The following is a 23895-nucleotide window of genomic DNA, read 5'->3' as shown; positions in this document are numbered from 1 at the left end:
ACCATCACACACGGCATCAGGTTCGCGCGGCGGGTACGAGCCTCGGAACCAGTCGCACGTAGACCACCATGCCGAGCAGCTCGACCAGTGTCTGTGTCACCACCACGACGGCAGCGAGGTCGAGTGCCGGCGGAAGGGCGAGGGCAAGGGGGAGAACGACGAGAGAGTTACGAGTCGCACCCGAGAAGACGAGTGCCCGTGTCGACGGCACGTCCTGACCGAACACCCGACCCACGCCGATGCCAGTCGGCGCCATGACCACGAGAAACGCGACGAAGACGAGGGCCGCGACGATGAGTCGGTCGAACTCGCCTCGGACCGAATCGATCTGCGACGCGACGACCACCGCGAGCGTCGCCATCATGAGGGGAACCATCGCGGCGGCCATCACGTCCATCAGCTGCAGGCCGACCCGATGCCGTCGGGCGAGTGCTTGCGTCAGTGCGGCCACCGTCAGAGGGACGACGATGAGCAGGACGAAGGCCTCCACGAACGGTGCCACGTCGATGACGGCCACCGTCTCGGATCCGGCGAACACCCACAGCCAGAGGGGAAGCAGGGCGACCTGCAGCAGCATCAGCAGGGGAGCGGCAGCAAGAAGCCGCGTCGACGCGGCACCCGCGAGCCCACTGAACACGATCACATAGTCGATACACGGAGCCAGCAGGACGAGCACGATGCCCACGAGTACCGCCCTCTCGTCCGCGACGACCCGCGTGAGGGCGAGGACGACCACCGGGACCACCACGAAGTTGAGGACCGCGACGGCTGCGAGGAAGCGGACATCGCGGAAGGATCGACCGATCTCCGCGAACGGGACTGCCAGGAACGTCGCGTAGAGCAGGGCGACGAGTACCGGATCGATGGCGTGTTCGAAGGTCGGGGCTCTCTGCGGGAAGGTCAGCCCCACAATGGCTCCGACGGTCAGTGCCGCGAGATACAGGCCGATCTGGTGCCTGTCCCACCACTGTGCGGCGGGGCTGTTCGCCCAGTCGGTCATGCGACGACACTAGGTGACGCGCTGGTCGTGCGATGAGTCTTCCCGGCTGTGCGAGTCTGATCACCGACCACCTTCCTCGAGTCGGGAGCAGACATGACGCAGTTGTCGAGAGTGCAGAACTTCACCGTGTCCCGCGACGGGGTGGCCGCCGGCGTCGAGCAGAGCCTCGAGAACCCGTTCGGCCTGGACCATCGTGAGCTCATGTCGTGGTATCTCGGCACCGCGAGCATGCCGGGACGCCCCGGATCCGGCGGTACGCGCGGCCTCGACGACTACTTCGCTCGGGACTTCGCCAACAACATCGGTGCCGAGATCATGGGGCGCAACAAGTTCGGCCCACAACGCGGACCGTGGACCGATCACGAATGGCAGGGATGGTGGGGTGACGAGCCGCCGTTCCACACGCCGGTCTTCGTGATGACGCATCATGTGCGGCGGTCCCTCACCCTGTCCGACACCACGTTCCATTTCGTCGATGCCGGCCCGTCCGATGTCCTGACGCAGGCGAAGGCTGCGGCGAACGGTCGAGACGTCCGGATCGGTGGCGGTGTCACCACGGTCCGGGAGTTCCTCGACGCCGACCTCCTCGACACGCTGCACGTCGCGGTCGCACCCGTCGATCTCGGACCGGGCCTGGCGCTGTGGGAGTCCCCGGACGATCTGAACGATCGCTTCGAGCACGAGGTCGTTCCCAGCGCGAGCGGTGTCGTGCACCATCTGTTCTGGAGGCGCCATCAGACGTAGGGTTCCCGCCGACCCGGGATAACTTACAACTGTGTCGCTTCCTTCTCGTGCCGTGATCCGGCTCATCGGATCGCCGCGGGTGGAGAGCGACGCGGGCGTCGTCGACGTCCGGGCCTTCGGCGGACCTCGGTGTGCGACGGTGTTCTCGTATCTGGCGATGAATCACGGACGCGGTGTGGTGTACGGCGAGCTCGCCTCGGTGATCTGGTCGACCGATCGACCCACCACCTGGTCGTCGGCCGTTCGGAGCGTCCTGTCCAAGGTCCGCGAGCTGCTGGCGACGAGTGCAGCGCTGGCGGGCACCACCGTGTCCAGTCGATCAGGAGCGGTGACACTGACGCTCGGCCCCGCGGTGATCGTGGATCTGGACCTGGCGCGTCGGCACCTGGATCCCGATCACCACTCGGCGGATGCGCGTGCCGATCGCGCCGGTGAGTTGCTCGGCCTGCTCGACGCTCCACCTCTGGACGGCCTGCACGGAACCTGGGCCGACGAGGTTCGCACCGTGTTCGGCCGCATCCGTCTTCGTGCACTGGAGGTGGACGCCGCCGCCTCGCTCGAACTCGGTCGCCACGAGCACGCGCTGGCCCGGGCGCAGGAGCTGCTCGACTCGGACCCTTTCTGCGAGGCCGCCTACCGTGTCGCCATGCGTGCGCACGACGCCCTGGGAAACCGCGCTCGCGCCCTCGGTGTCGCCGAGCGGTGCCGCACCGTGCTGGCCACCGAACTCGGCGTGGAGATGTCCGCGGAGACCCAGCGAGTGTTCGTCGAGTTGCTCCGAGATCCCGACGCGATCGAGGTGACGACACCGTCGTCGTCGCAGATGGTCGTCGTCCCGGCTCGACGAGCGGAGGTGGACCGCGTCGGGGCCACTCCTCCGGGCGATTCGCCCTTGCTCGTGGGACGTACCAGGGAACTCGACGTCATCGCGTCGGCCGTCGAGGCGGCCGCGGGTGGGGCCGGTCAGCTCGTCGTCGTCTCCGGCGACGCCGGCGTCGGCAAGTCGACGGTGGTGACCGCGGCGCTGAACCGTGCCGACTCCGCCGGCACCGACGTGCTCTACGGGCGGTGCAGCATGGACACGGTCGTCCCGTTCGAACCGTTCATCGACGCACTCGGGCGCGAGAACGACCGGAACGACGATGCTCCCGCCGCCTCCGCCGTCCGCGAGATGCTGACGACCGGGTGGGTCGACACGGATCGGTGGTCGGCCGAGGGACGCGACGCGGATCATCGCGCGATGCTCTCGTCGGCGATGGAACGGTGGTTGACCGGTCCCACCCGTCGTCGGGTGACGGTGTTCGCGATCGACGATCTGCAGTGGGCGTCGCAGGCCACGCTCTCCGTGCTGCGATTCCTGGTACACGCGGCGGGGCGCCATCGCCTCTGTGTGGTCGTGACGATGCGCGGAGCGCAGCTCGACGGTCCTGCGGCGGACCTGCGGTCGGCCCTGCCGCCGTCCTCGGTGCACACGGTGTCGATCCCGGCCCTCACCGTCGAGGACGTGCAGGACTGGACGCGCCGGTGCGGCAGCACCTTGGACCCGATCTGGTTGCACGGCTGGACATCCGGATCACCGATCTTCCTCGAGGCCGTGTTCGACGCGCATCGGCGCGAGCCGGACGGACCGTCACCGGCGTCCCTGGCGGACGCCGTGCTGTGGGTCCTGCACCGCCTGACTCCGACCGCGCGGGAGATCGTGACGCTGTGTGCCGTCGCGGGAGTCAGCGCCACGCGCGTCGTCGTGCGCACCGCGCTCGCCACCCTCGACGACCGTTCCTTCGCTCGGGCGCTCGACGAACTGGCCGCCGCCGGTCTGGTGATCGAGGAACGAGCGCAGGACGTCCTGCACCTACGCCACGCGCTGATCGTCGACGTCGTCGACGCCACGCTGTCCGGAGCCGATCGCGCAGCGGCGCATTCTGCCGTCGCGGCCGCACTCATCGGCTCGGGGGCCACGTCCACCGTCGACGAGCTCGCCAGGACCGCAGGTCACCTCGAACGCGCGCTCGACGCCGACCGGTCGGCGGCAGCGGAGTATCTACGTCGTGCGGGCGAGAGGTCCTACGCCGTCGCGGCGTACGAGGACGCCGCCGAGTTCTTTCAGAGGGCGTCCGAGCGCAGCGTTCCCGGGGGCGACACCCGCGCGCGATGCGAACTGTTCATCCGGCAGGGGCGTTCGCAGCGGCGTGCACTGGACCGCGGCTACGGCGCGACCCTGCTGGACGCCGCCGAGATGGCGCGCCGACTGGGCGATCTCGATCTGCTGCTGGACGCGCTCACCGCGGACGTCATCGACGGCATCGCCCTGTTCCAGCTCTACGAACCCGACCCGAGGCGGACGGAGCACCTGCGGACAGGGCTCGATGCTCTCGAGAGGGCGGGTCGCGGTGCTTCCGGCGCTGCCTCCGAGCTCCTGACCCAGATGGTGGAGGAACTGGCATGGACCTCGACCGGATGGTCGGGTCGTGCTGCAGACCTCGCGCGCGCGGCCGACATGGCGCGCGGTGCAGGAGACGACGACGCCCTCGCCCACGCTCTGCGCGCCGTTCTCACCGGCCTGCGGCTGCCTCGCTTCCGGCAGCAGCGGGCCGAGGCGCTCGCCGAGCTGGTGCGACTGGTGGACCTCGGACCGGGGCACCTCGATCCGTCGCTCGCCGTCACCATGGCGCGGGCGCACATCGAGTCCGGCGAGCCGCGCGAGGCCGCCGCGGCTCTCGACGCCGTGTCGGCCACGCGGCTCGCACTGGACGAGGAGGCCCTCTGGACGGTGCAGTGCATGCGGGTCGGACTTCTCGTCGCGACGGGTGAGTTGCGCCGTGCCGCAGAGGTTCTCGAGGACGACGTTCGACGTCCGCCGCCGGCGCCGATGGGGCAGCACACGTGGGGCCGGGAGATGAATGCCGTCTTCCTGCTCGGGATGTTCCGAGACGGGCTCGGCGAGTTCGCGGCGATGAAGCGGGACATGGAGCCACTCTTCGAGGCTCTCCCCGCCTATCGAGCAGCCTTCGCGTTGTCCGCCGTGGACAGCGGCGACACGGACGCCGCCCGATCCCTCGTGCAGTGGTTCGAGAACGGCAGACTGGCGGCGCTCTCCGTCGACACCTTGTGGCTCATCACCGTCGTCCTGGCGGCGCGCGCGGCTGCGGCGACGGCATCCACCGCGGTGTGCGAGGACGCGCTCGCACTGCTGGCTCCCTACGCCGATCACACCGTCCTGCTGACTCCCGGTGTCCTCGGAGTCGTTCACCACCATCTCGCCGACCTCTGCGCGGCACTCGGACGGTGGGACGACGCGCACGCTCACGTCCGGCGTGCCCGCGCCGCGCACGCCGCTCGCGGCTATCGGATGTGGGAGGCCGAGAGTGTGCTCCTCGCCGCTCGCATCGCGGTGTCCCGCGGCGAGCCCGTCGACGCGGTCGACGTTCGTGCGGCCCGGTCGACGGCGCGAGAGTGCGAGGCGGCGGCGTTGCTCGACCGTTTCGAGGAGATTCCGCTCGGCCCGGGCACTCCCGACCGACGGCCCAGACAGCCCTGAGGACCACGTCGGACTTGATAGCGTGTCGCTGATCGGGCAGTCGCGCGGCGCAGTGCCGTCGTCACCTCAGGAGCAGCAGTGGCGCATCGTTACCGGGTCAGAGAGATCGCGCAACAAGCGGAGTTGAGCGAGGCCACGGTCGACCGTGTGCTCAACGATCGCCCCGGTGTCCGCCCGTCGACACGGGAGATGGTGGCGCGGGCGATCGCCGATCTCGACGGCCAACGAGAACAACTGCGGTTCAGTGGACGCAAGTACATGCTCGACGTCGTCATGTCTGCGCCCGACCGTTTCTCGAAGACCTTCAAGCGTGCGGTCGAGGCCGAACTGCCGAGTCTCGAACCCGCCACGGTGCGCGCACGGTTTCATCTGCAGGAGAGCGCCACCGCCGAGGCGGTGGTCGCGCGGCTGAACAGGCTGTCGGGCAGCGGATCTCAGGGCGTCATTCTGAAGGCGCCTGCCGTACCGGACGTCGCCGCCGCGGTCGATCGCCTCGTGGCCGCCGGGATTCCCGTGGTGACCTACGTGACCGACATTCCGGGGAGCCGACGGTCCGGGTACGTGGGAATGGACAATCGTGCAGCGGGGGAGACGGCCGCCTATCTGATCACCACGATGATGGCCGATCACCCGGGTGACGTCCTGATCACGCTGAGCAGCAACGCGTTCCACGGCGAGGAGGAGCGGGAGATGGGCTTTCGCACCGCGCTGCGACGACTACCCGGACCTGTGCGGACGGTCGTCGAGATCGCGGAGAACGACGGGCTCGACGATCGCGTGGAATCGCTGGTTCTCGACGCCCTCGATCGGCACCCCACCATCTCCGCCGTCTACTCGTGTGGCGGCGGGAACTCGGCCATCGTGCGGGCCTTCCGGACGCTGGATCGACCCTGCCGGGTGTTCGTCGCGCACGACCTCGATGCGGACAACCGGGACCTGCTGTATCGCCGACAGATCAGCGCGGTGCTCGAGCACGACATGCGCGCGGACGCCCAGCGTGCGTGTCGGATGGTGCTGCACGCGCGTGATGCCTCGACCGCGGTCCGCGGATCCTCGTCGCCCATCCGCATCGTCACCCCGTTCAACATGCCCTGATCGCGCGAGCGGGTCCCGCCTCGAGGGGAAACTGAGGGTTCGAAGCCTTGTCTCGAGGTGTCCGCGCCCGGCAGGCTCGACCATGACGACAACGGCCATCGGGACCGAGGAGCAGGTATGACCAGCAACATCAGCAGCCACTCGCACCGCGCGGATCGCCTCCGCGCGGCCGACTGCGACATCGAGGAGTTCCGGGCACTGGTGTCCGAGAGCACCCAGCTCGCCGACCACCCCCACGCGTCCGACGTGGTGCAGAACGTGCTCGTGTACGACGGACCGGAGCTCGCGCGGCGGGCGACCGACGACCAGGTGCGCGCCGACATCCAGGACGAACTGGCGAATGCACTCCTGAACGGCCCCGGCATCGTGGTGTTCCGCGGTGCCTTCACGGCCGACCACGCGGTCGCGGAGACCACCCGCACGTACCGGGACGTCATTCGTGGCCAGCGCGAGAGCGGTGTGAGCAACGGTGACCACTTCGCGAAGCCGGGAGCGAACGATCGCATCTGGTCGGCCCTGCAGAAGTTGGCGGTCGCCGAGCCCGAGCAGTTCGCTCGGTACTACGCCAACGACCTCCTGGCGCTGGTGGCGGAGGCGTGGCTCGGGCCGATGTATCAGGTCACGTCCGCCATCAACGTCGTCAATCCCGGTGGCGCCGCCCAGAATCCGCATCGTGACTACCACCTCGGGTTCATGTCGACCGACACGGCCGCGGCGTTCCGGGCGCACATCCACCGCCTGTCACCGGCGCTGACACTGCAGGGAGCGGTGGCGCACTGCGACATGCCGATCGAGAGCGGCCCGACGATGTATCTGCCGCACTCACAGAAGTTCGAGGCCGGCTACATCGCCTTCAACCTCCCCGAGTTCCGGGAGTACTTCGCCGACAACCACGTTCAGCTTCCGCTTCGGGAGGGCGACGCCGTGTTCTTCAATCCGGCGCTGTTCCACGCGGCAGGGCACAACACCTCGACCGACATCTTCAGGATGGCGAACCTGCTGCAGATCTCCTCGCCGTTCGGCCGCGCGCTCGACAGCGTCGACCGGCAGACGATCGTGTCCGCCCTGTATCCGACGCTGGTGGACTGGGCGGCGGAGGGTCGTGAGCGGGACGTCGCCAACGTGATCGCGGCGTCGGCCGAGGGCTACGCGTTCCCGTCGAACCTCGACCTCGACCAGCCGATCAGCGGTCTGGCGGGGGAGACGCACGCCGAACTGGTGCGGCGCGCGCTGGCGAGCGGGCTCGACGCCGCCGAGTTCGACGCCGCCGCCGCGGATCTGTTCGCTCGCCACCGGGCGTGACTCACACCTCGGTCGCGGTCCCGCAGATTCCGCACACCTCGAGCACGCGCCGCTTCCAGCGTGCGACGGGGATGAAGAAGACGCTGAGCTGCGTGTACTGCCGCATCCGCTCCCACTGAGTGGTGTTGTGGCAGCGGGGGCACGTCCGGGTGCTGCCGGCACCGAGCGAGGACCGTTTCGTGCCGTATCCGAAGAGGAAGAACATCGGACCAGCCTAGAGGCCACCGAACACCCATGTGTGCGCACGTGCGCACACATGGGTATGGTCGTCGGCATGGCCGTTCTGCAGATTCGATCCGAGTCCGTTCTCGCGGTCCCGGCGTTTCGCAGGCTCTTCACCGCACAGGTGGTGGCACTGGTCGGCACCGGTCTGCTCACCGTGGCGCTGGGACTTCTGGCCTACGACATCGCCGGTAGTTCCGCCGGCGCTGTCCTCGGCACGGCGCTGGCCGTCAAGATGGTCGCCTACGTCGGGGTGGCTCCGGTCATGTCCGTGCTCACCGGCCGTCTGCCACGCACGACCGTGCTGGTGTCCGCAGACGTCGTACGGCTCCTGATCGCGGTACTGCTGCCGTTCGTGACGCAGGTGTGGCAGGTGTACGTCCTCGTGTTCGTCCTGCAGGCGGCCTCGGCCACCTTCACGCCGACCTTCCAGGCCGTCGTTCCCGCGGTGATCTCCCGCGACGATCAGTACACCCGCGCGCTCTCGCTGTCCCGGCTCGCCTACGACCTCGAGTCGCTGGTGAGTCCGATGCTCGCCGCGGCGCTGCTCACCGTCGTGTCGTATCACTCGCTGTTCGTCGGCACAGCAGTAGGTTTCGCGCTGTCGGCCGTCCTCGTGGTGAACACCCGAATTCCGGACAGAGAGCCCCGGTCCGCTCCGGACGGGTCTCGGTCGTTCGGTGACCGACTCGTGGCCGGAGTGCGCCGCTTCGGCACTCGTCCGGCGCTCCGGGGGCTGCTCGCACTGAACCTCGTCGTCGCGGCCGGAACGGCGTTGGTGATCGTCAACAGCGTCGTCTACGTGCGCGACATCGTGGGTGGGCCGGCCAGCGCCCTGGCCGTGGCTCTCGGCGTCTTCGGCGGCGGGTCGATGATGGTGGCGTTCGCAGTTCCCCGCATTCTCACAGTCGTCGACGACCGTCGGCTGATGCTCGCCGGTGGTGTGGTCGTCTCTCTCGGGACGACGGGTGCTGTCGCGCTCGCCGCCCTCCGTCCGAGTGGTGCCGCGGGCTGGGCGTCACTCGCCGTCGTCTGGGCCGTGGTGGGCGCTGGAACGTCGATGATCTCCACCCCGTCTGCTCGCGTGATCACCCGAGAATCCGACGACGGTGACCGGGACGAGCTCTTCACGGCGCAGTTCTCGCTGTCTCATGCGTGCTTCCTGCTCACCTATCCGGTGGCGGGCTGGGTGGGCGCCGAGGTGAGTCAGGTCGTCGCCGCGTCGATCATCGCCGTCCTCGCTACACTTGCCGCGCTGGGTGCCGGTCGGCTCTGGACTCCGGCATCGACGGTGGGCGCGCCACCGACCGAGTAGACGGAAGCGGCGATATGACGGCATCGGACGAGAAGCGGGCTCACGCGAGTCTCGACCACGCCGACCGCCCGGACCGCGCGCGTCTCGAGGCCGCCGGCGACACGTTCCGCATGCTGTCCGATCCCACTCGGCTGCACCTGCTCTGGACGCTGAGCCACGGCCCAGCCGACGTCACGGCACTCACGGAGGAGACCGGCGCGTCCCGCACCGCGGTGAGTCAGCATCTGGCGAAGCTGCGCTTCGTCGGCATGGTCGAGACCGAACGCAGCGGCCGCAACGTCATCTACCGACTCGCCGACGGCCACCTGGCCCGGCTGGTGCGAGAGGGTCTCAACTTCGCCGACCACACCGTGACCGGCGAGCCTCCGCATCACTGATCGGGTCTAGATCCACCCGTGGCGCCGGGCGATCGCGCATGCCTCGTGGCGATTGGCGGCGCCCAGTTTGGCCGCGGCGGCCGAGAGATAGTTGCGTGCCGTTCCCGGTGAGAGATGTGCGCGCTGGGCGATCTCGGCGATCGTGGCTCCGTCCGCGGCGAATTCGAGCACGTCCGACTCGCGCGGTGTCAGCGGCGAATCGCCCGCGCCGATGGCCTCGGCCGCCAGGCTCGGATCGACGTAGCGTCCGCCGCTCACCACCGTGCGCACCACCTCGGCGAGGGTCGCCGCGGACGTGGTCTTCGGGAGGAATCCGCCGACGCCGGCAGAGAGCGCCTTCTTGAGGTATCCGGGCCGGCCGTGGCTGGTGACGATGATCGACCGGCAGTCGGGAAGCAGCGCGGCGATGCGTTGGGCCGTCTCGATACCGTCGATCCCGCCGAGCTGCAGGTCGAGCACCGCGACGTCGGGGGTGGTCCGCGCGGCCTCGGTCACCGCCGCCTCGCCCGAGTCCGCATGTCCCACGACCTCGATGTCGTCCTCCAGATCGAGCATCGTGCCCAGGGCCACCCGAATGAGGTTCTCGTCGTCTGCCAGCAGTACCCGAATCATGGTGTGCCCTTCGTGGGGGATGTCGTCGTCGGTGCGAATTCGACAGCGAGGGTGAAGGTGTCGGCTCCGGCCTCGACGGTGAGGGAACCTCCGACCGCAGCCAGACGCTCACGGAGACCGGCGAGACCGGTGCCGTCGCCCGCACGTTCCGGCGACGTCGGCCGGTCGTTGACGATGCGGAGCCGGTCGTCACCGAACTCGATACGGCAGTAGGTGGCACGCGAGTGGCGCAGGATGTTCGTGACGCCTTCCCGCACCACCCACGCAGCCTGTTCGGCTACTGCGCCGGGGATGTCGGCGACCGTCCCCGTCAGCTCGGTCCGGATACCGGCGGCGGACAACAGGGACTGGGCGCCGCGGAGTTCCGCCGCGACGTCGACGGAACGGTAGCCGCGCACCAGCTCCCGAGCGTCGGTCATCGACTCCCGGGCGAGCACACGTACCTCGTCCATCTGCGCGGCAGCTCGGTCGTCTCCTCGCCGAGCCAGCGCGGCGGCGAGCTCGCTCTTGACCGCGATGGCGGACAGCGCTCGACCGACGACGTCGTGCAGGTCCCGGGAGAAGCGCAGTCGTTCCTCGGCGACCGACAGGGCGGCGGCGGCGTCGCGGGTGGTGGCCAGCTCGGTGACGATGCGCAGCAACCACATCGACAGGCGCACCGTTGTGGCCATGGCGACGATGCAGAAGGCCAGGAGTGTGATCTCGAGGGCGGTCGAGCCCGATGCGGCGGCGACCACCGGGGCGACCACCGCGGCGCCGAGAGACCAGCGCAGGTCCACCAGTGCCGCGATCGGTGTCGTCACCAGGATGGCGACCCACAGGAGGTTCGGTGCGGCGCCCACCACGACGAGCACGGCGGCCGCTGCGATCTGTACGCACAACGGTGCCCGGACGTCCGCACTCGAAGCGCCACCGAGTGCGGGAATACGGTGCAGGACAACGAGTACAGACACCACGCACACCAGCGCGGCGGCGGTGGAGATCGCGTCACCCGCCTGCGCCGAGGCCGCCATCGAGGCCACCGCGACCGCGACGACGATCAACTGGAAGGACTGCCGGGTGTAGGTGCGGACCTTCTCGACGTCGCTGCTGCCCCGCCAGCCGAGTGTCGGGTCGAGATGATCGCGCAGTCTCATGGTCTCCAGCCTTGCAGATCGGACGGTCGGTGGCGGGACGTCAGGAGCGCGGTTCCCAGCGGAAGTGGGTCCGGGCGATCAGGATGCTGCCCGCGATCCAGGCGAGCATGACGAGAGCCGGCTGACCAGCCTCCGCGAACGTCGACGCGAAGCCCACCGAGTCGGCGCCACCGGCGGCATCACCCACCGAGGTGGTGCCGAACCACCCGAGGTTCAGGAGATCGCTGACCGCGGCCATCGGTGTCAGAGCCACCACGTCGGCGAGGGACTCGGGTACCACGTCGCGCAGGAGTGACGATCCGAGCATCGCCAGCAGGATGACGGGCAGGCTGGTGATCTGTGCTGCTTCCGCGTTGCGGGTGAAGGCGGACGTGATGAGGGCCAGTGCGGCGAAGAGCGCCGCACCACCGACCAGTGCCGCCGCGATGAGCAGGACGTTGACGGGAGTGCCGCCGCCGAGGACCACCACGACCACGCCGACGATCACTCCGAGGAGGAGGGTCAGGAGGAACGACGGTACCGCGGGTCCGAGAAGGATCTGTGCGTCCGTGCTCTCCCCGGTGCGGAGACGTTTCAGCACCAACTCGTCTCGACGCGTCGCGTAGACCGACAGGAGGTTGTAGTAGACCAGGAACACCAGCAGGAACAGGGCGAAGATCTCCAGCGCGGCCGACACGCCGGCGTCGGTGAGCCCACCGTCTCGACCCGCGAGGACCAGAAGGACGATCGGCAGGACGAGGGGCATGACCAGAGCGTTGAAGAGAAGGACGCGGTTGCGTCCGAGGAGCGTGAATTCCGCTCGGGACAGTGCGGTCATCGTACTCATGCCGTGATCACCTCGGGGTCGTCGAATGTGTCTGCGATGGAGAGGAACACGGTCTCGAGAGACGCGGCTCGCGCGTCGAGACCGTGCAGGGTGACGCCGCTGTCGCGGGCCCACACGAGCAACTCGGTCAGCGTCTCCTGTACCGAGTTCGTCGTGATCGACACCGTGTCGCCCTTCCGGTCGACGTCGGCTCCCGCGAGTTGCGGCAGTGCGGTCCGCGGGTCCTTCAGCTCGATGCGCGCCGGGTGACCGGCGACCACGTCGTCGACCGTTCCGCTGCGAACGACGCTGCCGCGGTGCATGATCGCCAACCGATCGCACAGCGATTCCGCCTCGTCGAGATAGTGCGTGGTGAGCATGATGGTCACCCCGGAGTTCTTGAGCTCCTGAATGAGCTGCCACGTGTTGCGCCGACTCTCGGGATCGAGTCCGGTGGTCGGTTCGTCCAGGAACAGGACTCGCGGTCGGCTGATGATCGCGCAGGCGAGATCGAGACGACGCTGCTCGCCGCCCGACAGGAACTTCACTCGGGTGTCCGCACGGGCTTCGAGATCGACGCGCGCCAGGACGTCGTCGACAGGCAGTGGATCGCTGCACGTGCCGGCCCACATCCGCAGGCTCTCGGCCGCGGTCAGGTCCTGCGGTAGTCCACCCTTCTGCAGCATGATGCCCAGGGCGGGCCGGACCTTTCTCCGATCCGCGACGGGGTCGAGTCCCAGGATGCGGACCGTGCCCTCGCTGGGACGCGACAGACCCTGGATGACTTCCAGAGTCGACGTCTTGCCGGCGCCGTTGGTGCCGAGCAGTCCGAACAGTTCGCCCTCCGCGATGTCGAGGTCGAGGTTGCGGACCGCGTCGTACGCTGTCTTGCCGGAGCCGTAGCGGCGGGTCATTCCCGACACCTCGATGACGGTCATGACGCTCGCCCCCAGTGCCGACGCCCGACGGCGACGCGGACGGCGAGGAACGCGGCGACGACGGCAGCCGCTGCCACGGTCGGCACCGAGACTCCGACGATCGCGATCAGCACCGCGATGAGGGCCACCGAGATGACGGCCACCACCAGTTCGCGGGCCGGGGTCGGCGCGGGTCCGATCTCCATGAGGTCGGTGAAGAGGTTTCCTTCGTCTGGTTGCTTCATGAGAACAATTCTTCGGATCGTGCGGCAGGACCGGCAGTGCCAGGACGCATCGGTCGAGATGACACCGTCACGGTCGAGCGATGACAAACGTCATGAACCGGACGGCCGAGTAGCGTGTCGACCATGAACGGATGGTTCGTCGTCGCGCTGCTCGGGGTGCTCGGTCTGGCGGCGATCGTTCTCGGCGGCGCCGACGATTCACCGGGACTCCAGTTTCTCGGTCTGATCCTCGTCGTCAGCGTGGTCGTGACGGCGGTTCGCCGTCGCCGTATCTCCTGATCGCACCCTCGCCTCGATTCTCGTCGCGAGTTCATGGTGGCACTTGTTGAACGTGTTCAACTTCGCTACGGTCGTTGTTGAACACGTTCAAGACGGGAGTCCGACAATGGTGCGAGACACGGCGACGCGGGAGCGGTTGGTGGAGGTGGCGCTTCGACTCTTCCGTGAGGACGGGTTCCAGGCGACCACGATGCGGCGCATCGCGACCGAGGCGGGCGTCTCGCTGGGCAATTCCTACTACTACTTCGCCGGCAAGGACGAGTTGGTCCACGAGCTGTATCTCGTCGTCCAACGCGAGCATCGGACGCGCGCGATACCCCTGCTCCGTGACGGCGCCTCGCTGGCGGACAACCTCTCGGCGGTGCTGCACGCCGGTCTCGACGTGATGCACCCTTACCGAAGCTTCGGCGGCTCGTTCCTCCAGTCGGCGCTTCCCCTGCAGTCGACCTCCAGTCCCTTCTCGCCCGAATCGTCCGCCGCGCGAGACATGGCCGTGGACCTCATGCGACTGACTCTGCAGAAGTCCAAGCAGCGCGGACCGGCATCGCTGGAGAGTCGTCTCCCCACGTTGCTGTGGGTCGCGTACCTGGGTGTGACCCTGCACTGGGTCACGGACGGATCCGACGACCAACGCCGCACCCGCGCGCTCGTCGACGGTCTCGTTCCCGTCGTCACGAAGACGATCAGCCTGTCCCGACTGCCGGTCGCGCGAGGACTGCTCGGCGACATCGTCGGGCTGGTGGACACCATGACATCCGAGAAGGGAAGCGGGCGATGACGAGAGACGTACGGACCGTCGTGATCTGTGGAGCGACGGGATACATCGGGCAGTACCTCGCGAGGGCGTATCGGGACCGGGGAATCGACGTGAGATCCGTGGGCCGCGGCGCCGTCAACGACGCGTCGTGGTCGGACCGTGACCGGTTGACCCGTGTCCTCGACGGAGCCGACATGGTGATCAATCTGGCGGGCCGTTCGGTGAGCTGCCGCTACACCAAGAGTACCGCCGACGTCATCTTCTCCTCGCGGGTGGAGACGACGGCCGCACTGGGCCAGGCCCTCTCGCGTGTGGACCGCGCTCCGGACGTGTGGTTCAACGCCAGCACCGGAACCATCTACCGCGATGCTCGTGACCGGCCGATGACGGAGCGGGACGGGGACGTGGGGACGGGTTTCTCCGTCGAGGTGGCCCGCGCGTGGGAGCGCGAACTGTTCGACGCGCCCACCGGCGTCCGCAAGATCGCTCTGCGCATGGCGATCGTCCTGGGTGCCGGTGGCGGCGCCGTCAACCCCCTCATCGATCTGGCGCGGCTCGGACTCGGCGGCCGGATGGGTGACGGCACACAGATGTTCAGCTGGATCCACGTCGCGGACGTGCTCCGGTCCATCGACCATCTGTACGCGCGCGAGGACATCGCGGGACCGGTGAACCTCGCGACACCGTTCGCCGTGGACAACGCCACCATGATGCGCGAGGTCCGACGTCACCTGGGACGGTCACGAGGTGTCGCGACCCCCGCATGGTTGCTGCACGCCGGCGCCGCTGTCATCCGCACCGAACCGGAACTGGTCCTGAAGAGTCGGTGGGTGGATCCCGAGGTGTTGCGGCGCAGTGATTTCGAGTTCGAGTATCCGCGCCTCGGTCCGGCGTTGGAGCAGATCGCTCGCCACACGTCCCGCGGTCTGCTGCCGGTCACCCTGGGCTGACGCGACGTCGTACGCGCCGTTTCCGCCGACGGTCCGCGGGTAGCCGACACCGACGCGATCCGTGCGACGAAGGAGCAGCGATGACGACCGTGACGGACCTACTGGCCACCCATCCCCTCGATGGTGATCGTGCACTGGTGGCGGCCTGTGTGGAGGCGTGTCTCGACTGTTCGACGGCGTGCACCGTCTGTGCCGACGCCTGCCTCGCCGAGGATTCCGTCGCGCGACTCAGGTCGTGCATTCGACTCGATCAGGACTGCGCCGACCTGTGTGCCGCGACCGCCCGGATCATCACGCGGAGCGGTGCCCGGTCCGAGACGGCACGCGCCGCGCTGATCGCCTGTGCGTCCGCGTGCGACGACTGTGCCGACGAGTGCGCCCGGCATGCGGGGATGCACGAGCACTGCGCCGCGTGTGCGGACGCATGTCGGCGATGCGCGCGGGCGTGCCGCGACCTGCTGGCCGCGCCGGGCACACCGATGTGAGGACGGCGTCCGCCGCACTCGCACGTACGGCGGGTGCGGCGGACGCGGTGTCGATCGAGTCACCGTCGATCAGCTCACTGCAAGAACAGTTTTGAGCCAGCCCTCCTCCCGACGGTCGAAACTTTCGTAGGCATCGACGGCCGTGACCGGTGTCTCGGTCTGCGTGATGAAGTTCAACGGATCGAACGACCCGCTCGCGACACGGTCGAGCAGCATCGGCACGTAGCGGCGGTGGTTGCAGTTCCCGGCCTGCACGGTGAGGTTGCGATTCAGGACGGTGCCGATGGGAAAGCCGTCGAAGGTGGGGGGATACACACCGAGGATGCCGATGGTGCCGGCCTTGGCCACGGCCTGGACGGCCCACCGCAGCGCCTGGCTGGGACCGTCACCCGGCCTCCACAGGTCGCCGTTCGGCGCAGCATCCGGTGCAGCTTGCTGCACTTCGCTCGCGAACGTCTCGCGCTGCTGTCCGGCCTCATCCGCGGCGGGACCGCTCGACGGTGTCTGCGCATCGACACCGACGGCGTCGATCACCCGGTCGGCGCCGATCCCTCCGGTGAGATCGAGAACGGCCTCGACGGGATCCTCTGCGTTGAAGTCGATCGTCTCGGCATTCTGTCGCCGGGCCGCCTCGAGTCGGGAGGCGATGCCGTCGACGACCATCACTCGTCCCGCGCCCTGTTGCTTCGCCGATGCCGCTGCGAACTGTCCCACCACGCCGGCGCCGAACACCACCACGGTGTCGCCGTTACGCACCTTGGCGAGTTCGGCACCGAACCACGCCGTCGGATAGATGTCCGAGACCAGGATGGCCTGATCGTCGCTCACTCCGTCCGGTACCCGCACCAGCGTGTTCGGCGCCCAGGGGACGCGCACCCGCTCCGCCTGGAGACCGTCGATCGAGCCCGTGGCCTCCGGACCGCCGAAGAAGCTCGTCCCCGCGAGCGGACCGCCGGGGTTCGCGTTGTCGCACTGCGCGGTGTAGCCGGCCCGGCAGTAGGAGCACCACCCGCACGACATCGTGGAACAGACCACTACGCGGTCTCCCACGGAGAAGCCGCGGACCGCCGAGCCCAGCTCTTCCACCACGCCGACGGCTTCGTGCCCCAGGACGGTGCCCGGTTTCATTCCTGGCATCGTTCCGCGCACCATGTGCAGATCGGTGCCGCAGATCGCGCTCGCGGTGACGCGCACGATCGCGTCGGTCGGATTCTGCAGGACCGGATCGTCGACGTCGTCGAGTCGGATGTCGCCGGTTCCGTGCCACACCACTGCCTTCATACGTGTCCTCTCGTCGTGCGTGTCGGCGCGTCAGCTGCCGCTGGTCGAGCTCGTCAGCTGGGCGAGGAACTCGTGGCACCGGTGTGCGCGCTGCGTGTCCTCGGCCATGACGTTCTCGAAGAACTCGGCGATGTCGTCGCGACCCGCGTTGCGTGCATCGCGGACGTACTGTCCGTAGTCGTGTCCGGCCTTGAGGGCGTGGTACTGCACCGACACGAGGTCGAACGTCACGTCGTCGAATCCGGTCTGTCCTGCAGGCATCGTCGTCTCCTTCATCCGTTTCGGTCACCTCCGGTGTTCGGTGACGCGGTCGGGCACGGGTACCGCGGTCGGACCGACCGAAACTCCCTGATCGAGGATCTGACGGCGTGTTTCGACGCGACGATCGCGGGAACACGGGCGCCGCAGCACCACCGTCGGGTGGGGCTCGGTTGTCCGGTGACCCGTGGAGGAACTCAGTGTCCGATCTTCAGCCGTTCTACGACGACGTCCAAGCTCACTACGACCTCTCGGACGAGTTCTTCAGGCTCTTCCTCGATCCGACGCAGACCTACAGCTGTGCGTACTTCGAGCGCAAGGACATGACACTCGAGGAAGCGCAGCTCGCGAAGATCGACCTGTCGCTGTCCAAGTGCGACCTCCGTCCAGGCATGCGTCTGCTCGACGTCGGCTGCGGGTGGGGCGCGACGCTTCGGCGAGCGGTGGAGAAGTACGACGTGAACGTCGTCGGTCTGACCCTGAGCAGGAACCAGTACGAGCACGTGTCGGCGATGCTGAACGGGCTCGACACGGGACGCACCACCGAGGTGCGGCTGCAGGGGTGGGAGGAGTTCGACGAGCCGGTCGATCGCATCGTCAGCATCGGCGCCTTCGAGCACTTCACCTCCCCCCGCTACGACGACTTCTTCGCCCGCGCTTACTCGATCCTGCCCGGGGACGGCCGGATGATGCTGCACACCATCGTGCAACTCGGCCGCGACATGTTCCGGCAGAAGTCGCGCGTGACGCGGGCGGACATGGACTTCGCCGACTTCATCGGCCGCGAGATCTTTCCCGGCGGCGAGCTCCCGATCCCGCAGGTGGTGATCGAGAAGGGCGAGCGAGCCGGCTTCCGCGTGGAGAAGGTCCAATCGCTGCAACAGCACTACGCTCGAACGCTCGATCTGTGGTCGGCCGCGCTGGAGGAGAGGAAGGACGAAGCCGTCGCCATCGCCGGCGAGGCGATGTACCAGACCTACATGCGGTACCTGCCCGGCTGCGCCGACTTCTTCCGGCGTGAGCTGATCGACGTCCGCCAGTTCACGATGGTGAAGTAGACGCCGTCGCCTGGTCGGGGGCGTCGATCTCCGCGATCACGACGCCGATGTCGTCGGCGCTGTAGGGAAGTCCGAGGACATCCGTCAGAGCGGCAGCTGCCCGGCTCGCGACGAGATCGCCGGCCTCCTGGAGATCCGTGCCGTAGGCGGCGATCACCGTCACCAGACCGCCCGTGCACCGGTGACCCTCGGTGTAGAGCGAGATGTCGGAGGGCTCTGTGCCCGCCACCTCGGCGACGGCGCTGCGGACGGCGATACGTACGACGACGTCACTGACCCGAAGGGTGTCCGCGCCGACGTCCACTCCCTCGACGACGCCCTCGACGACGCCCTCGTCGGGGTAGCGGGCGTCGAGGGGCCACGTCCGGACCCCGACGGCTCGCACGCGTGAGAGGGCGGCGGCACTGATGTCCACCCACCCGTGGACGGGCGCGTCGCGCAGCACGCTCGCGGCTCGACGGAGCGTCGAATCCGTCTGCGGCGGTGTCGAATCAGGCTGACCCGACGTCATCTCCACGTCTCCAATCGTGTCTCGAGTGTGGCGCGTGCACGCGTGAGGTGGCCGCGGACGGCACCGGGGGAGAGGGCCATGACCGTGCCGATCTCGGTGTGCTTCATGCCCTCGACCTCACGGAGCAACCAGCAGGCCCGCTGGCGATACGGTAGCTCAGCGAGGGCATCGTCCAACGCGGACAGGAAGTCGGCGTCGGACACGGTGCGCGACGGGTCGTCCCTCGGGTCCTGGCTCGGCCTCTCGAACACCCAGTCCTCGACGGGCGCGATGCTGCGGCGCCGCCGATGATCCGTCACCTTGTGGGAGACGACGCTGAACAACCAGGTGCGCAGCGACGAGTCGGAACGGAAGTGGCGCAGTCCGCGCCAGGCGTCGACCAACGCGTCCTGGACGATGTCCTCGGCAGCGCCTCGGTCGGACAGGAGGTGGGTTGCGTAGCGAAGCATGTCCGGTCCGAGTCGGCGCACGATCTCCTCGAACGCGCGTCGGTCGCCCATGCCCGCGGCGGCGGCGAGGGCGCGATCGCCGAGCTCGCGGTGGTCGGCGGCGAACGTCGGACGAGTGGACGTGTCGCGGTCCGCCGACGGTGCTGCGATGGACGGGAGGCTGACATCACCGGCCACGTCGGGACTACCGGGATCGGGCGCGATCGACGGACGACTGAGCACTGTTCCCCCCCGAACCGCCGTCGGAGTGACCCACCCCGAAGATTGATGAAGCAACTACTTTCCCCGACATGACGGTTCCCGCGCAGGATCACGCGCAAACCGATGTGATGCGCATCACTTGATTTCCGACGTGCGTTTTCGTGGTGAGGACCCGACTCAATGACTGTGACGAGCCGTCACAGTCCAGAGAGAGGACCTGAAGTGAACGCCCCGCAGACTGCGACAGGAAACGCCGTGAGGACGTCCGTCGCATCGACCGTCGACCACAGTGACGACCGAACCGACCGCAGAGATCGCGGCCGCACAGTCGTCGCGGACGCCGTGGTCGCCACCGTCGCCGGCATCGCCGCACGAGAGGTACCGGGCCTCCACGCCCTGGAACCGGCCGGTTCTCGTGCGCTGGACGCACTCCGGTCCGCAGTGGGCGTCGACGGGGCGAGGCACACACAGGGGGTGTCGGTCGAGGTGGACGACCGCACCGCAGTCGTCTCGCTCGATCTGGTGGCGGACTACGGAATATCCATCGCCGACGTCGCAGCGGACGTCCGCCGCAACGTCTCCAGTGCGGTGACGGCACTGACCGGACTCACCTGCAGCCGTGTCGACGTCGTCGTGCACGACGTGCAGGTCGGTGGCCACCGCACGGCCGCCTGACCACAGTCTCGTCCGACCACACGCACCGACTCGCGCTCCGCGGGCCGGTCGAAGAAGGGAACCATGATGACCACGATCGAGAAATGCACCGACGAGGTGCGCGCATGAGCGCCCGTCGGAGCCTGTCCAGCCGACTCTTCGAGGGCCTGGGCCGCGTGACGTGGGGCTACGCCAAGCGCAAGATCGACGAGCGCCGCACCCGACGAGGAGGACGACGATGACCAAGTTCACCGTCTACATCGCCGAGGCCATCGGCACCGCCGTTCTCGTGATCGGAGGTGTGGGCACCGCCGTCCTGGCGGGCGACGACGTCGGCACCACCGGAATCGCGCTCGCCTTCGGCCTGACACTGCTCGCGATGGTGTTCGTGCTCGGACCCGTGTCCGGTTGCCACATCAACCCGGCGGTCACGCTCGCGTTCCTCGTCACCGGCCGCATGACGGCCGCCCGCGCCGCCGGATACGCCGCCGCACAGGTGATCGGCGGACTCGTCGGCGCCCTGGTGGTCTACGCCATGGCGACGGGTCGACCCGGATACGACCGAACGGTCGACGGTCTCGGCGCCAACGGATACGGCGACGCCTCGGCAGGAAACTACTCGCTTCTCGCCGTCGCGATCGTGGAGATCGTGGCAACGGCAGTTCTCGTGCTGGTCGTACTCGGCGTGACAGGGCCGCATTCCGTTGCGGCAGCCGGGGTTCCGATCGGACTGACGCTCGCGTTCGTGCATCTGCTCGCCATCGGGGTCGACTCGACGTCGGTCAACCCGGCGCGCTCCATCGGGCCTGCGCTGATCGCCGGCGGAAGCGCACTCTCGCAACTGTGGGTGTTCCTGGTCTTCCCGTTGATCGGTGGTGTGGTCGGTGCACTCGCCTACAAGGCCGTGCGGCCCGCCGAGGCGGTCGCCGCGCACTGACTCTCGTGTGCGACGAGCCCGTTGCTCGCCGGGTGCACCCGGGGCATGATGCGACGGTCGGTCGTGGGGGCCGTCGCACATGGGGGTGGGTCATGAACACGGTTCGTCGTACGCCAGGTCTGCGCGCGATCCTGGACGACTATCGACGCTGGCGCGCGATCGGGCCGGGCGGGCTCCCCGACAATCCGGTCGGCTGGGTGGTCATGACCGCTCTACGCCCCCTCTGTCGAGAGACCATTCGACTGCGCGACAACGATATCCGGGCCGCCGTCGGTGCGCTCGAGTTGCCGGACCGCGGCAGTCGACCCGTCATGGCACCGTTCCCGATCCCGCACCGGCAGGTGGTGTCCGACGGCGATCCCGTCAGTGTCCGGTCGTTGCAGGATCACCTGACGATCCTGAGCTCCACCGACGGATGCCACAGCGCGCGTAGCCATCTGGAACGTCGAGGCGACGCGCTCCACGTCGATAACCCGCGCAGCGCCGCCGCTCGGCGTGCTCGCGGAGAGATCGCCCACGTGCACGACGCGCAGGGGTCGATGCACGTGGTCGCCGATCCGCGGGACGTCGCCGAGATCGTCTCGCGTGGCTGGGGAGAGCGGCATCCGCTGGCCGGACGTTCCCTCGTGGGGCTGCCGGACAGCTATCTCTACCTCTACGCACCTCGGAACGAGGCAGAGCAGCAGCAGCTGCGGCGCATCGTGGACCGGGCGATCGTCTCTGCTGGAACGTGATCGGTTCCCGGGGTCACGGGCCGTGCAGTGTCCAGACTTCGACGACACCGGCGCTCGTCGGTGGCACGCGCACCTAGTCTGAGCGCCATGAGATTCGACGAGTATCGGGCCCACGACGCGACCGGGCTCGCCCAGCTGGTCGCGTCCGGCGACGTGACGGCCGCGGAGTTGGTCGAGGTCGCGATCGCGCGAGCGCGCGAGGTGGATCCCACCCTGAACGCCCTCGTGCAGTGGCAGGAGGATGCCGCGCGAGTGCGGGCCGCGGGCGCCTTGTCCGGTCCGATGGCGGGAGTGCCGTTCCTGCTCAAGGATCTCTTCCAGGCTCAGGCCGGGATCGTCGAGACGTCGGGGTCACGCTCGGGGCCGTCGTCCAGGCCCCGGGTCACGGACACCGTGGTGCAACGGTGGCTCGACGCCGGGGTCGTCGTCCTGGGCCGCACGGCCGTACCCGAATTCGGCGCCAAGGGAGTCACCGAGCCGCAGGCGCACGGTGCGACCCGCAACCCGTGGGATCCCGCCCGCACACCCGGTGGCTCCTCCGGTGGTTCGGCCGCCGCGGTGGCGTCGGGCATCGTGCCCGTCGCCGGCGCCAGTGACGGCGGCGGCTCCATCCGCATCCCCGCGGCGTACTGCGGCCTGTTCGGACTCAAGCCTGGCCGGGCAGTCGTCCCTGCCGGGCCCCGCGCCGGGGAGATGCTCTTCGGTAGCGCCGTCACGGGTGTGCTCACCCGCTCCGTGCGCGACTCGGCCGCGTTCCTCGACATCGTGCGCGGCTCGGACGACGACGCGCCCTTCGAGTTCGCGGCCCCGTCGACGTCCCATGTGGAGGCACTCGGCCGGCCGGGTCCTCGGCTCCGGATCGGGGTCGCGGCGCGATCGGCGCTGAACGACGCACCGCACCCGGACGTCCTCGCCGCGCTCGACCGCGCCCGCGACCTGCTCGTCGAACTGGGCCACACCGTCGAGGAGGTCGCCTCGCCGTTCGACGAGGAGCAGCTGGCCCGAGACTTCCTCGTGCCGTGGTTCGTCCACCTCGCCGCCGAGGTGTCGTCCGCGTCGGCCACGGCGCGGCCCACCACGACGGAGTTCGAACTCGACACGCTGGTCCTCGCCGAGATCGGGCGCGCCACGAGAGCGGTGGATCACGATGCGGCACTGGCGCGCTGGCAGGACCACGTCCGCGCCATCGCTGCATTCCACCGCCGCTTCGATCTGCTCATGACACCCACGACGGCGGGTCCCGCGCCGCTGATCGGCGCCTTCGACACCCCGTTCGTCGAGAGGGTGGGCGCCCGGCTCGCGCTCGCGCTGCGACTCGGACCGATTCTCGGACGGCTCGGCGCGGTGCAGGACGCGGTGATGCGCAGCCTGTGCGCTGTCCCGTACACGCAATCGGCCAATCTGACCGGGCGGCCGGCGATGAGTGTTCCGCTCTCGGCGACAGTCGACGGTCTGCCAGTCGGCGTGCACTTCCTGGCGCCACCGGGTGGGGAGACTCGGCTGCTGGTGCTCGCCGCGGAGCTCGAGGTGGCGCGGCCGTGGTTCGACAGGATCCCCGCGGACGTGGTCAGTGAGCGAACCGGATGACGCCGTCGACGATCTCCACCTGCGCGGTGGTGAGCGGTACGGCGCGTCCGACGGCGGCCACCACTGCGGAGTAGGGCGGGAAACCGAAGATCACTCCCTTGGGCCCGGACACCATGGACCCGTCGGTCACGTCGAATTCCGCCCTGTGCCAGGGGCACTGGAGGCAGCCGTTCTCGGTCACCCGCCCGCGCCCGAGCTTGGCGAGTTGGTGTCGGCACGTGTTCCCGACGGCGAACGGTGTCCCGTCGGGCCGGATGCCGACCGCGAGCACCCCGTGGTCGTCGGTGCGCACCTCGGCCACGCCCCTCTCGTCCAGATCGGCGACACGCACGAGGTCTCGCCCGCGTGCCCGGATCGGCTGATCGTGGAGCACGGGTGGGAGCACGCTGCGCGGTCGCGGGGCGGGGGCGCGGTCGTCGGCCATGGGCGGGGGTTACCCGGACGGC

The 23895-nt window shown here is 68.7% G+C and carries 27 protein-coding genes; 15 read left to right on the top strand and 12 right to left on the bottom strand.

From position 1 onward, the window contains the following. Positions 1 to 16 precede the first annotated feature (16 nt). Positions 17 to 1000 (bottom strand): arsenic resistance protein, encoded by a 984-nt coding sequence (locus HQ312_RS10200; protein ID WP_222638505.1) that lies wholly within the window; start codon positions 998 to 1000, stop codon positions 17 to 19. Positions 1001 to 1093: 93 nt separating this feature from the next. Between HQ312_RS10200 and HQ312_RS10195 the strand changes: the two genes are divergently transcribed. The 4 genes from HQ312_RS10195 (at position 1094) to HQ312_RS10180 (ending at position 7679) form a co-directional block, all read left to right on the top strand. Further along, the gene (locus HQ312_RS10195) at positions 1094 to 1744 is read left to right on the top strand and encodes a dihydrofolate reductase family protein (RefSeq protein ID WP_222638504.1); all 651 of its coding nucleotides are present in this window, start codon (positions 1094 to 1096) and stop codon (positions 1742 to 1744) included. A 31-nt stretch (positions 1745 to 1775) separates the two neighbouring features. Next, positions 1776 to 5282, top strand: a complete 3507-nt coding sequence (locus HQ312_RS10190) for an AAA family ATPase (RefSeq protein WP_222638503.1) — start codon at positions 1776 to 1778, stop codon at positions 5280 to 5282. A 78-nt stretch (positions 5283 to 5360) separates the two neighbouring features. Then, positions 5361 to 6377, top strand: a complete 1017-nt coding sequence (locus tag HQ312_RS10185) for a LacI family DNA-binding transcriptional regulator (RefSeq protein WP_027505574.1) — start codon at positions 5361 to 5363, stop codon at positions 6375 to 6377. 117 nt (positions 6378 to 6494) lie between these two features. Further along, a complete protein-coding gene (locus HQ312_RS10180) occupies positions 6495 to 7679 on the top strand; it encodes a phytanoyl-CoA dioxygenase family protein (RefSeq protein ID WP_222638502.1) in 1185 nt (394 codons plus the stop codon). Position 7680: 1 nt separating this feature from the next. Here the strand turns inward: HQ312_RS10180 and HQ312_RS10175 are convergent, their stop codons facing one another. Continuing rightward, positions 7681 to 7884, bottom strand: coding sequence for a zinc-ribbon domain-containing protein (locus HQ312_RS10175; RefSeq protein ID WP_027505576.1), 204 nt, complete (start codon positions 7882 to 7884; stop codon positions 7681 to 7683). A gap of 69 nt (positions 7885 to 7953) precedes the next feature. Here HQ312_RS10175 and HQ312_RS10170 point away from each other — a divergent pair, with 69 nt between their 5' ends. Both HQ312_RS10170 and HQ312_RS10165 read left to right on the top strand, forming a co-directional pair. Further along, the gene (locus HQ312_RS10170; protein ID WP_222638501.1) at positions 7954 to 9216 is read left to right on the top strand and encodes an MFS transporter; all 1263 of its coding nucleotides are present in this window, start codon (positions 7954 to 7956) and stop codon (positions 9214 to 9216) included. Between the two features lie 14 nt (positions 9217 to 9230). Continuing rightward, positions 9231 to 9593 (top strand): metalloregulator ArsR/SmtB family transcription factor, encoded by a 363-nt coding sequence (locus HQ312_RS10165; RefSeq protein ID WP_027505578.1) that lies wholly within the window; start codon positions 9231 to 9233, stop codon positions 9591 to 9593. Between the two features lie 6 nt (positions 9594 to 9599). On the opposite strand, the gene HQ312_RS10160 is transcribed toward HQ312_RS10165, so the two are convergent. The 5 genes from HQ312_RS10160 to HQ312_RS10140 are packed head-to-tail and all read right to left on the bottom strand — an operon-like array spanning position 9600 to position 13308. Further along, entirely contained in the window at positions 9600 to 10205 is a 606-nt protein-coding gene (locus HQ312_RS10160; protein WP_027505579.1) for a response regulator transcription factor, read from the bottom strand. Beyond that, positions 10202 to 11341 carry a sensor histidine kinase gene (locus HQ312_RS10155; RefSeq protein ID WP_222638500.1) on the bottom strand — a complete coding sequence of 380 codons (1140 nt, stop codon included), beginning with the start codon at positions 11339 to 11341 and terminating at the stop codon, positions 10202 to 10204. The genes HQ312_RS10160 and HQ312_RS10155 overlap by 4 nt, the downstream gene beginning before the upstream one ends. Before the next feature lie 40 nt (positions 11342 to 11381). Beyond that, positions 11382 to 12167, bottom strand: coding sequence for an ABC transporter permease (locus tag HQ312_RS10150; protein ID WP_222638499.1), 786 nt, complete (start codon positions 12165 to 12167; stop codon positions 11382 to 11384). Continuing rightward, entirely contained in the window at positions 12164 to 13084 is a 921-nt protein-coding gene (locus HQ312_RS10145) for an ABC transporter ATP-binding protein (RefSeq protein ID WP_222638498.1), read from the bottom strand. The genes HQ312_RS10150 and HQ312_RS10145 overlap by 4 nt, the downstream gene beginning before the upstream one ends. Beyond that, positions 13081 to 13308, bottom strand: coding sequence for a hypothetical protein (locus tag HQ312_RS10140; protein ID WP_056448660.1), 228 nt, complete (start codon positions 13306 to 13308; stop codon positions 13081 to 13083). Before HQ312_RS10140 ends, HQ312_RS10145 begins: the two co-directional genes overlap by 4 nt. A gap of 123 nt (positions 13309 to 13431) precedes the next feature. Between HQ312_RS10140 and HQ312_RS10135 the strand changes: the two genes are divergently transcribed. The 4 genes from HQ312_RS10135 (at position 13432) to HQ312_RS10120 (ending at position 15779) form a co-directional block, all read left to right on the top strand. Continuing rightward, on the top strand, positions 13432 to 13587 hold the full coding sequence (locus tag HQ312_RS10135; RefSeq protein ID WP_222638497.1) for a hypothetical protein: 156 nt from the start codon (positions 13432 to 13434) through the stop codon (positions 13585 to 13587). Between the two features lie 106 nt (positions 13588 to 13693). After that, positions 13694 to 14365 (top strand): TetR family transcriptional regulator, encoded by a 672-nt coding sequence (locus tag HQ312_RS10130; RefSeq protein ID WP_222638496.1) that lies wholly within the window; start codon positions 13694 to 13696, stop codon positions 14363 to 14365. Then, the gene (locus tag HQ312_RS10125) at positions 14362 to 15294 is read left to right on the top strand and encodes a TIGR01777 family oxidoreductase (RefSeq protein ID WP_222638495.1); all 933 of its coding nucleotides are present in this window, start codon (positions 14362 to 14364) and stop codon (positions 15292 to 15294) included. Before HQ312_RS10130 ends, HQ312_RS10125 begins: the two co-directional genes overlap by 4 nt. An 80-nt stretch (positions 15295 to 15374) precedes the next feature. Next, positions 15375 to 15779 (top strand): four-helix bundle copper-binding protein, encoded by a 405-nt coding sequence (locus HQ312_RS10120; RefSeq protein WP_027505583.1) that lies wholly within the window; start codon positions 15375 to 15377, stop codon positions 15777 to 15779. A 69-nt stretch (positions 15780 to 15848) separates the two neighbouring features. Here HQ312_RS10120 and HQ312_RS10115 read toward each other — a convergent pair whose 3' ends face one another. Both HQ312_RS10115 and HQ312_RS10110 read right to left on the bottom strand, forming a co-directional pair. Further along, complete coding sequence (locus tag HQ312_RS10115; protein ID WP_222638494.1) at positions 15849 to 17060, bottom strand: alcohol dehydrogenase catalytic domain-containing protein; 1212 nt, start codon at positions 17058 to 17060, stop codon at positions 15849 to 15851. A 30-nt stretch (positions 17061 to 17090) separates the two neighbouring features. Beyond that, positions 17091 to 17321, bottom strand: a complete 231-nt coding sequence (locus HQ312_RS10110) for an acyl carrier protein (protein WP_222629984.1) — start codon at positions 17319 to 17321, stop codon at positions 17091 to 17093. Between the two features lie 197 nt (positions 17322 to 17518). On the opposite strand from HQ312_RS10110, the gene HQ312_RS10105 reads away from it, so the two are divergent. Beyond that, positions 17519 to 18376, top strand: coding sequence for a cyclopropane mycolic acid synthase family methyltransferase (locus HQ312_RS10105; RefSeq protein WP_222638493.1), 858 nt, complete (start codon positions 17519 to 17521; stop codon positions 18374 to 18376). Here the strand turns inward: HQ312_RS10105 and HQ312_RS10100 are convergent. Both HQ312_RS10100 and HQ312_RS10095 read right to left on the bottom strand, forming a co-directional pair. Then, a complete protein-coding gene (locus HQ312_RS10100) occupies positions 18360 to 18893 on the bottom strand; it encodes a hypothetical protein (RefSeq protein WP_222638492.1) in 534 nt (177 codons plus the stop codon). The genes HQ312_RS10105 and HQ312_RS10100 overlap by 17 nt on opposite strands. After that, positions 18884 to 19558, bottom strand: a complete 675-nt coding sequence (locus HQ312_RS10095) for an RNA polymerase sigma factor (RefSeq protein ID WP_231476307.1) — start codon at positions 19556 to 19558, stop codon at positions 18884 to 18886. Before HQ312_RS10095 ends, HQ312_RS10100 begins: the two co-directional genes overlap by 10 nt. Before the next feature lie 234 nt (positions 19559 to 19792). Between HQ312_RS10095 and HQ312_RS10090 the strand changes: the two genes are divergently transcribed. From HQ312_RS10090 to HQ312_RS10075, 4 genes are all read left to right on the top strand, one after another. Next, on the top strand, positions 19793 to 20212 hold the full coding sequence (locus HQ312_RS10090) for an Asp23/Gls24 family envelope stress response protein (RefSeq protein ID WP_222638491.1): 420 nt from the start codon (positions 19793 to 19795) through the stop codon (positions 20210 to 20212). A 217-nt stretch (positions 20213 to 20429) separates the two neighbouring features. Continuing rightward, positions 20430 to 21128, top strand: a complete 699-nt coding sequence (locus HQ312_RS10085; RefSeq protein WP_037185699.1) for an aquaporin — start codon at positions 20430 to 20432, stop codon at positions 21126 to 21128. Between the two features lie 92 nt (positions 21129 to 21220). Next, positions 21221 to 21862 (top strand): luciferase family protein, encoded by a 642-nt coding sequence (locus HQ312_RS10080; RefSeq protein WP_222638490.1) that lies wholly within the window; start codon positions 21221 to 21223, stop codon positions 21860 to 21862. Positions 21863 to 21949: 87 nt separating this feature from the next. Then, complete coding sequence (locus tag HQ312_RS10075) at positions 21950 to 23449, top strand: amidase (protein ID WP_222638489.1); 1500 nt, start codon at positions 21950 to 21952, stop codon at positions 23447 to 23449. Here the strand turns inward: HQ312_RS10075 and HQ312_RS10070 are convergent. Next, positions 23430 to 23873: a Rieske 2Fe-2S domain-containing protein gene (locus HQ312_RS10070; protein WP_222638488.1), complete on the bottom strand. Its 444-nt coding sequence runs from the start codon at positions 23871 to 23873 to the stop codon at positions 23430 to 23432. The two genes, HQ312_RS10075 and HQ312_RS10070, sit on opposite strands and share 20 nt — an antisense overlap. Between the last annotated feature and the right edge of the window lie 22 nt (positions 23874 to 23895).

The sequence above is a fragment of the Rhodococcus sp. BP-316 genome (assembly GCF_019836105.1).
GTDB lineage: Bacteria > Actinomycetota > Actinomycetes > Mycobacteriales > Mycobacteriaceae > Rhodococcoides.
This window is presented reverse-complemented; position numbering and strand designations above follow the sequence as displayed.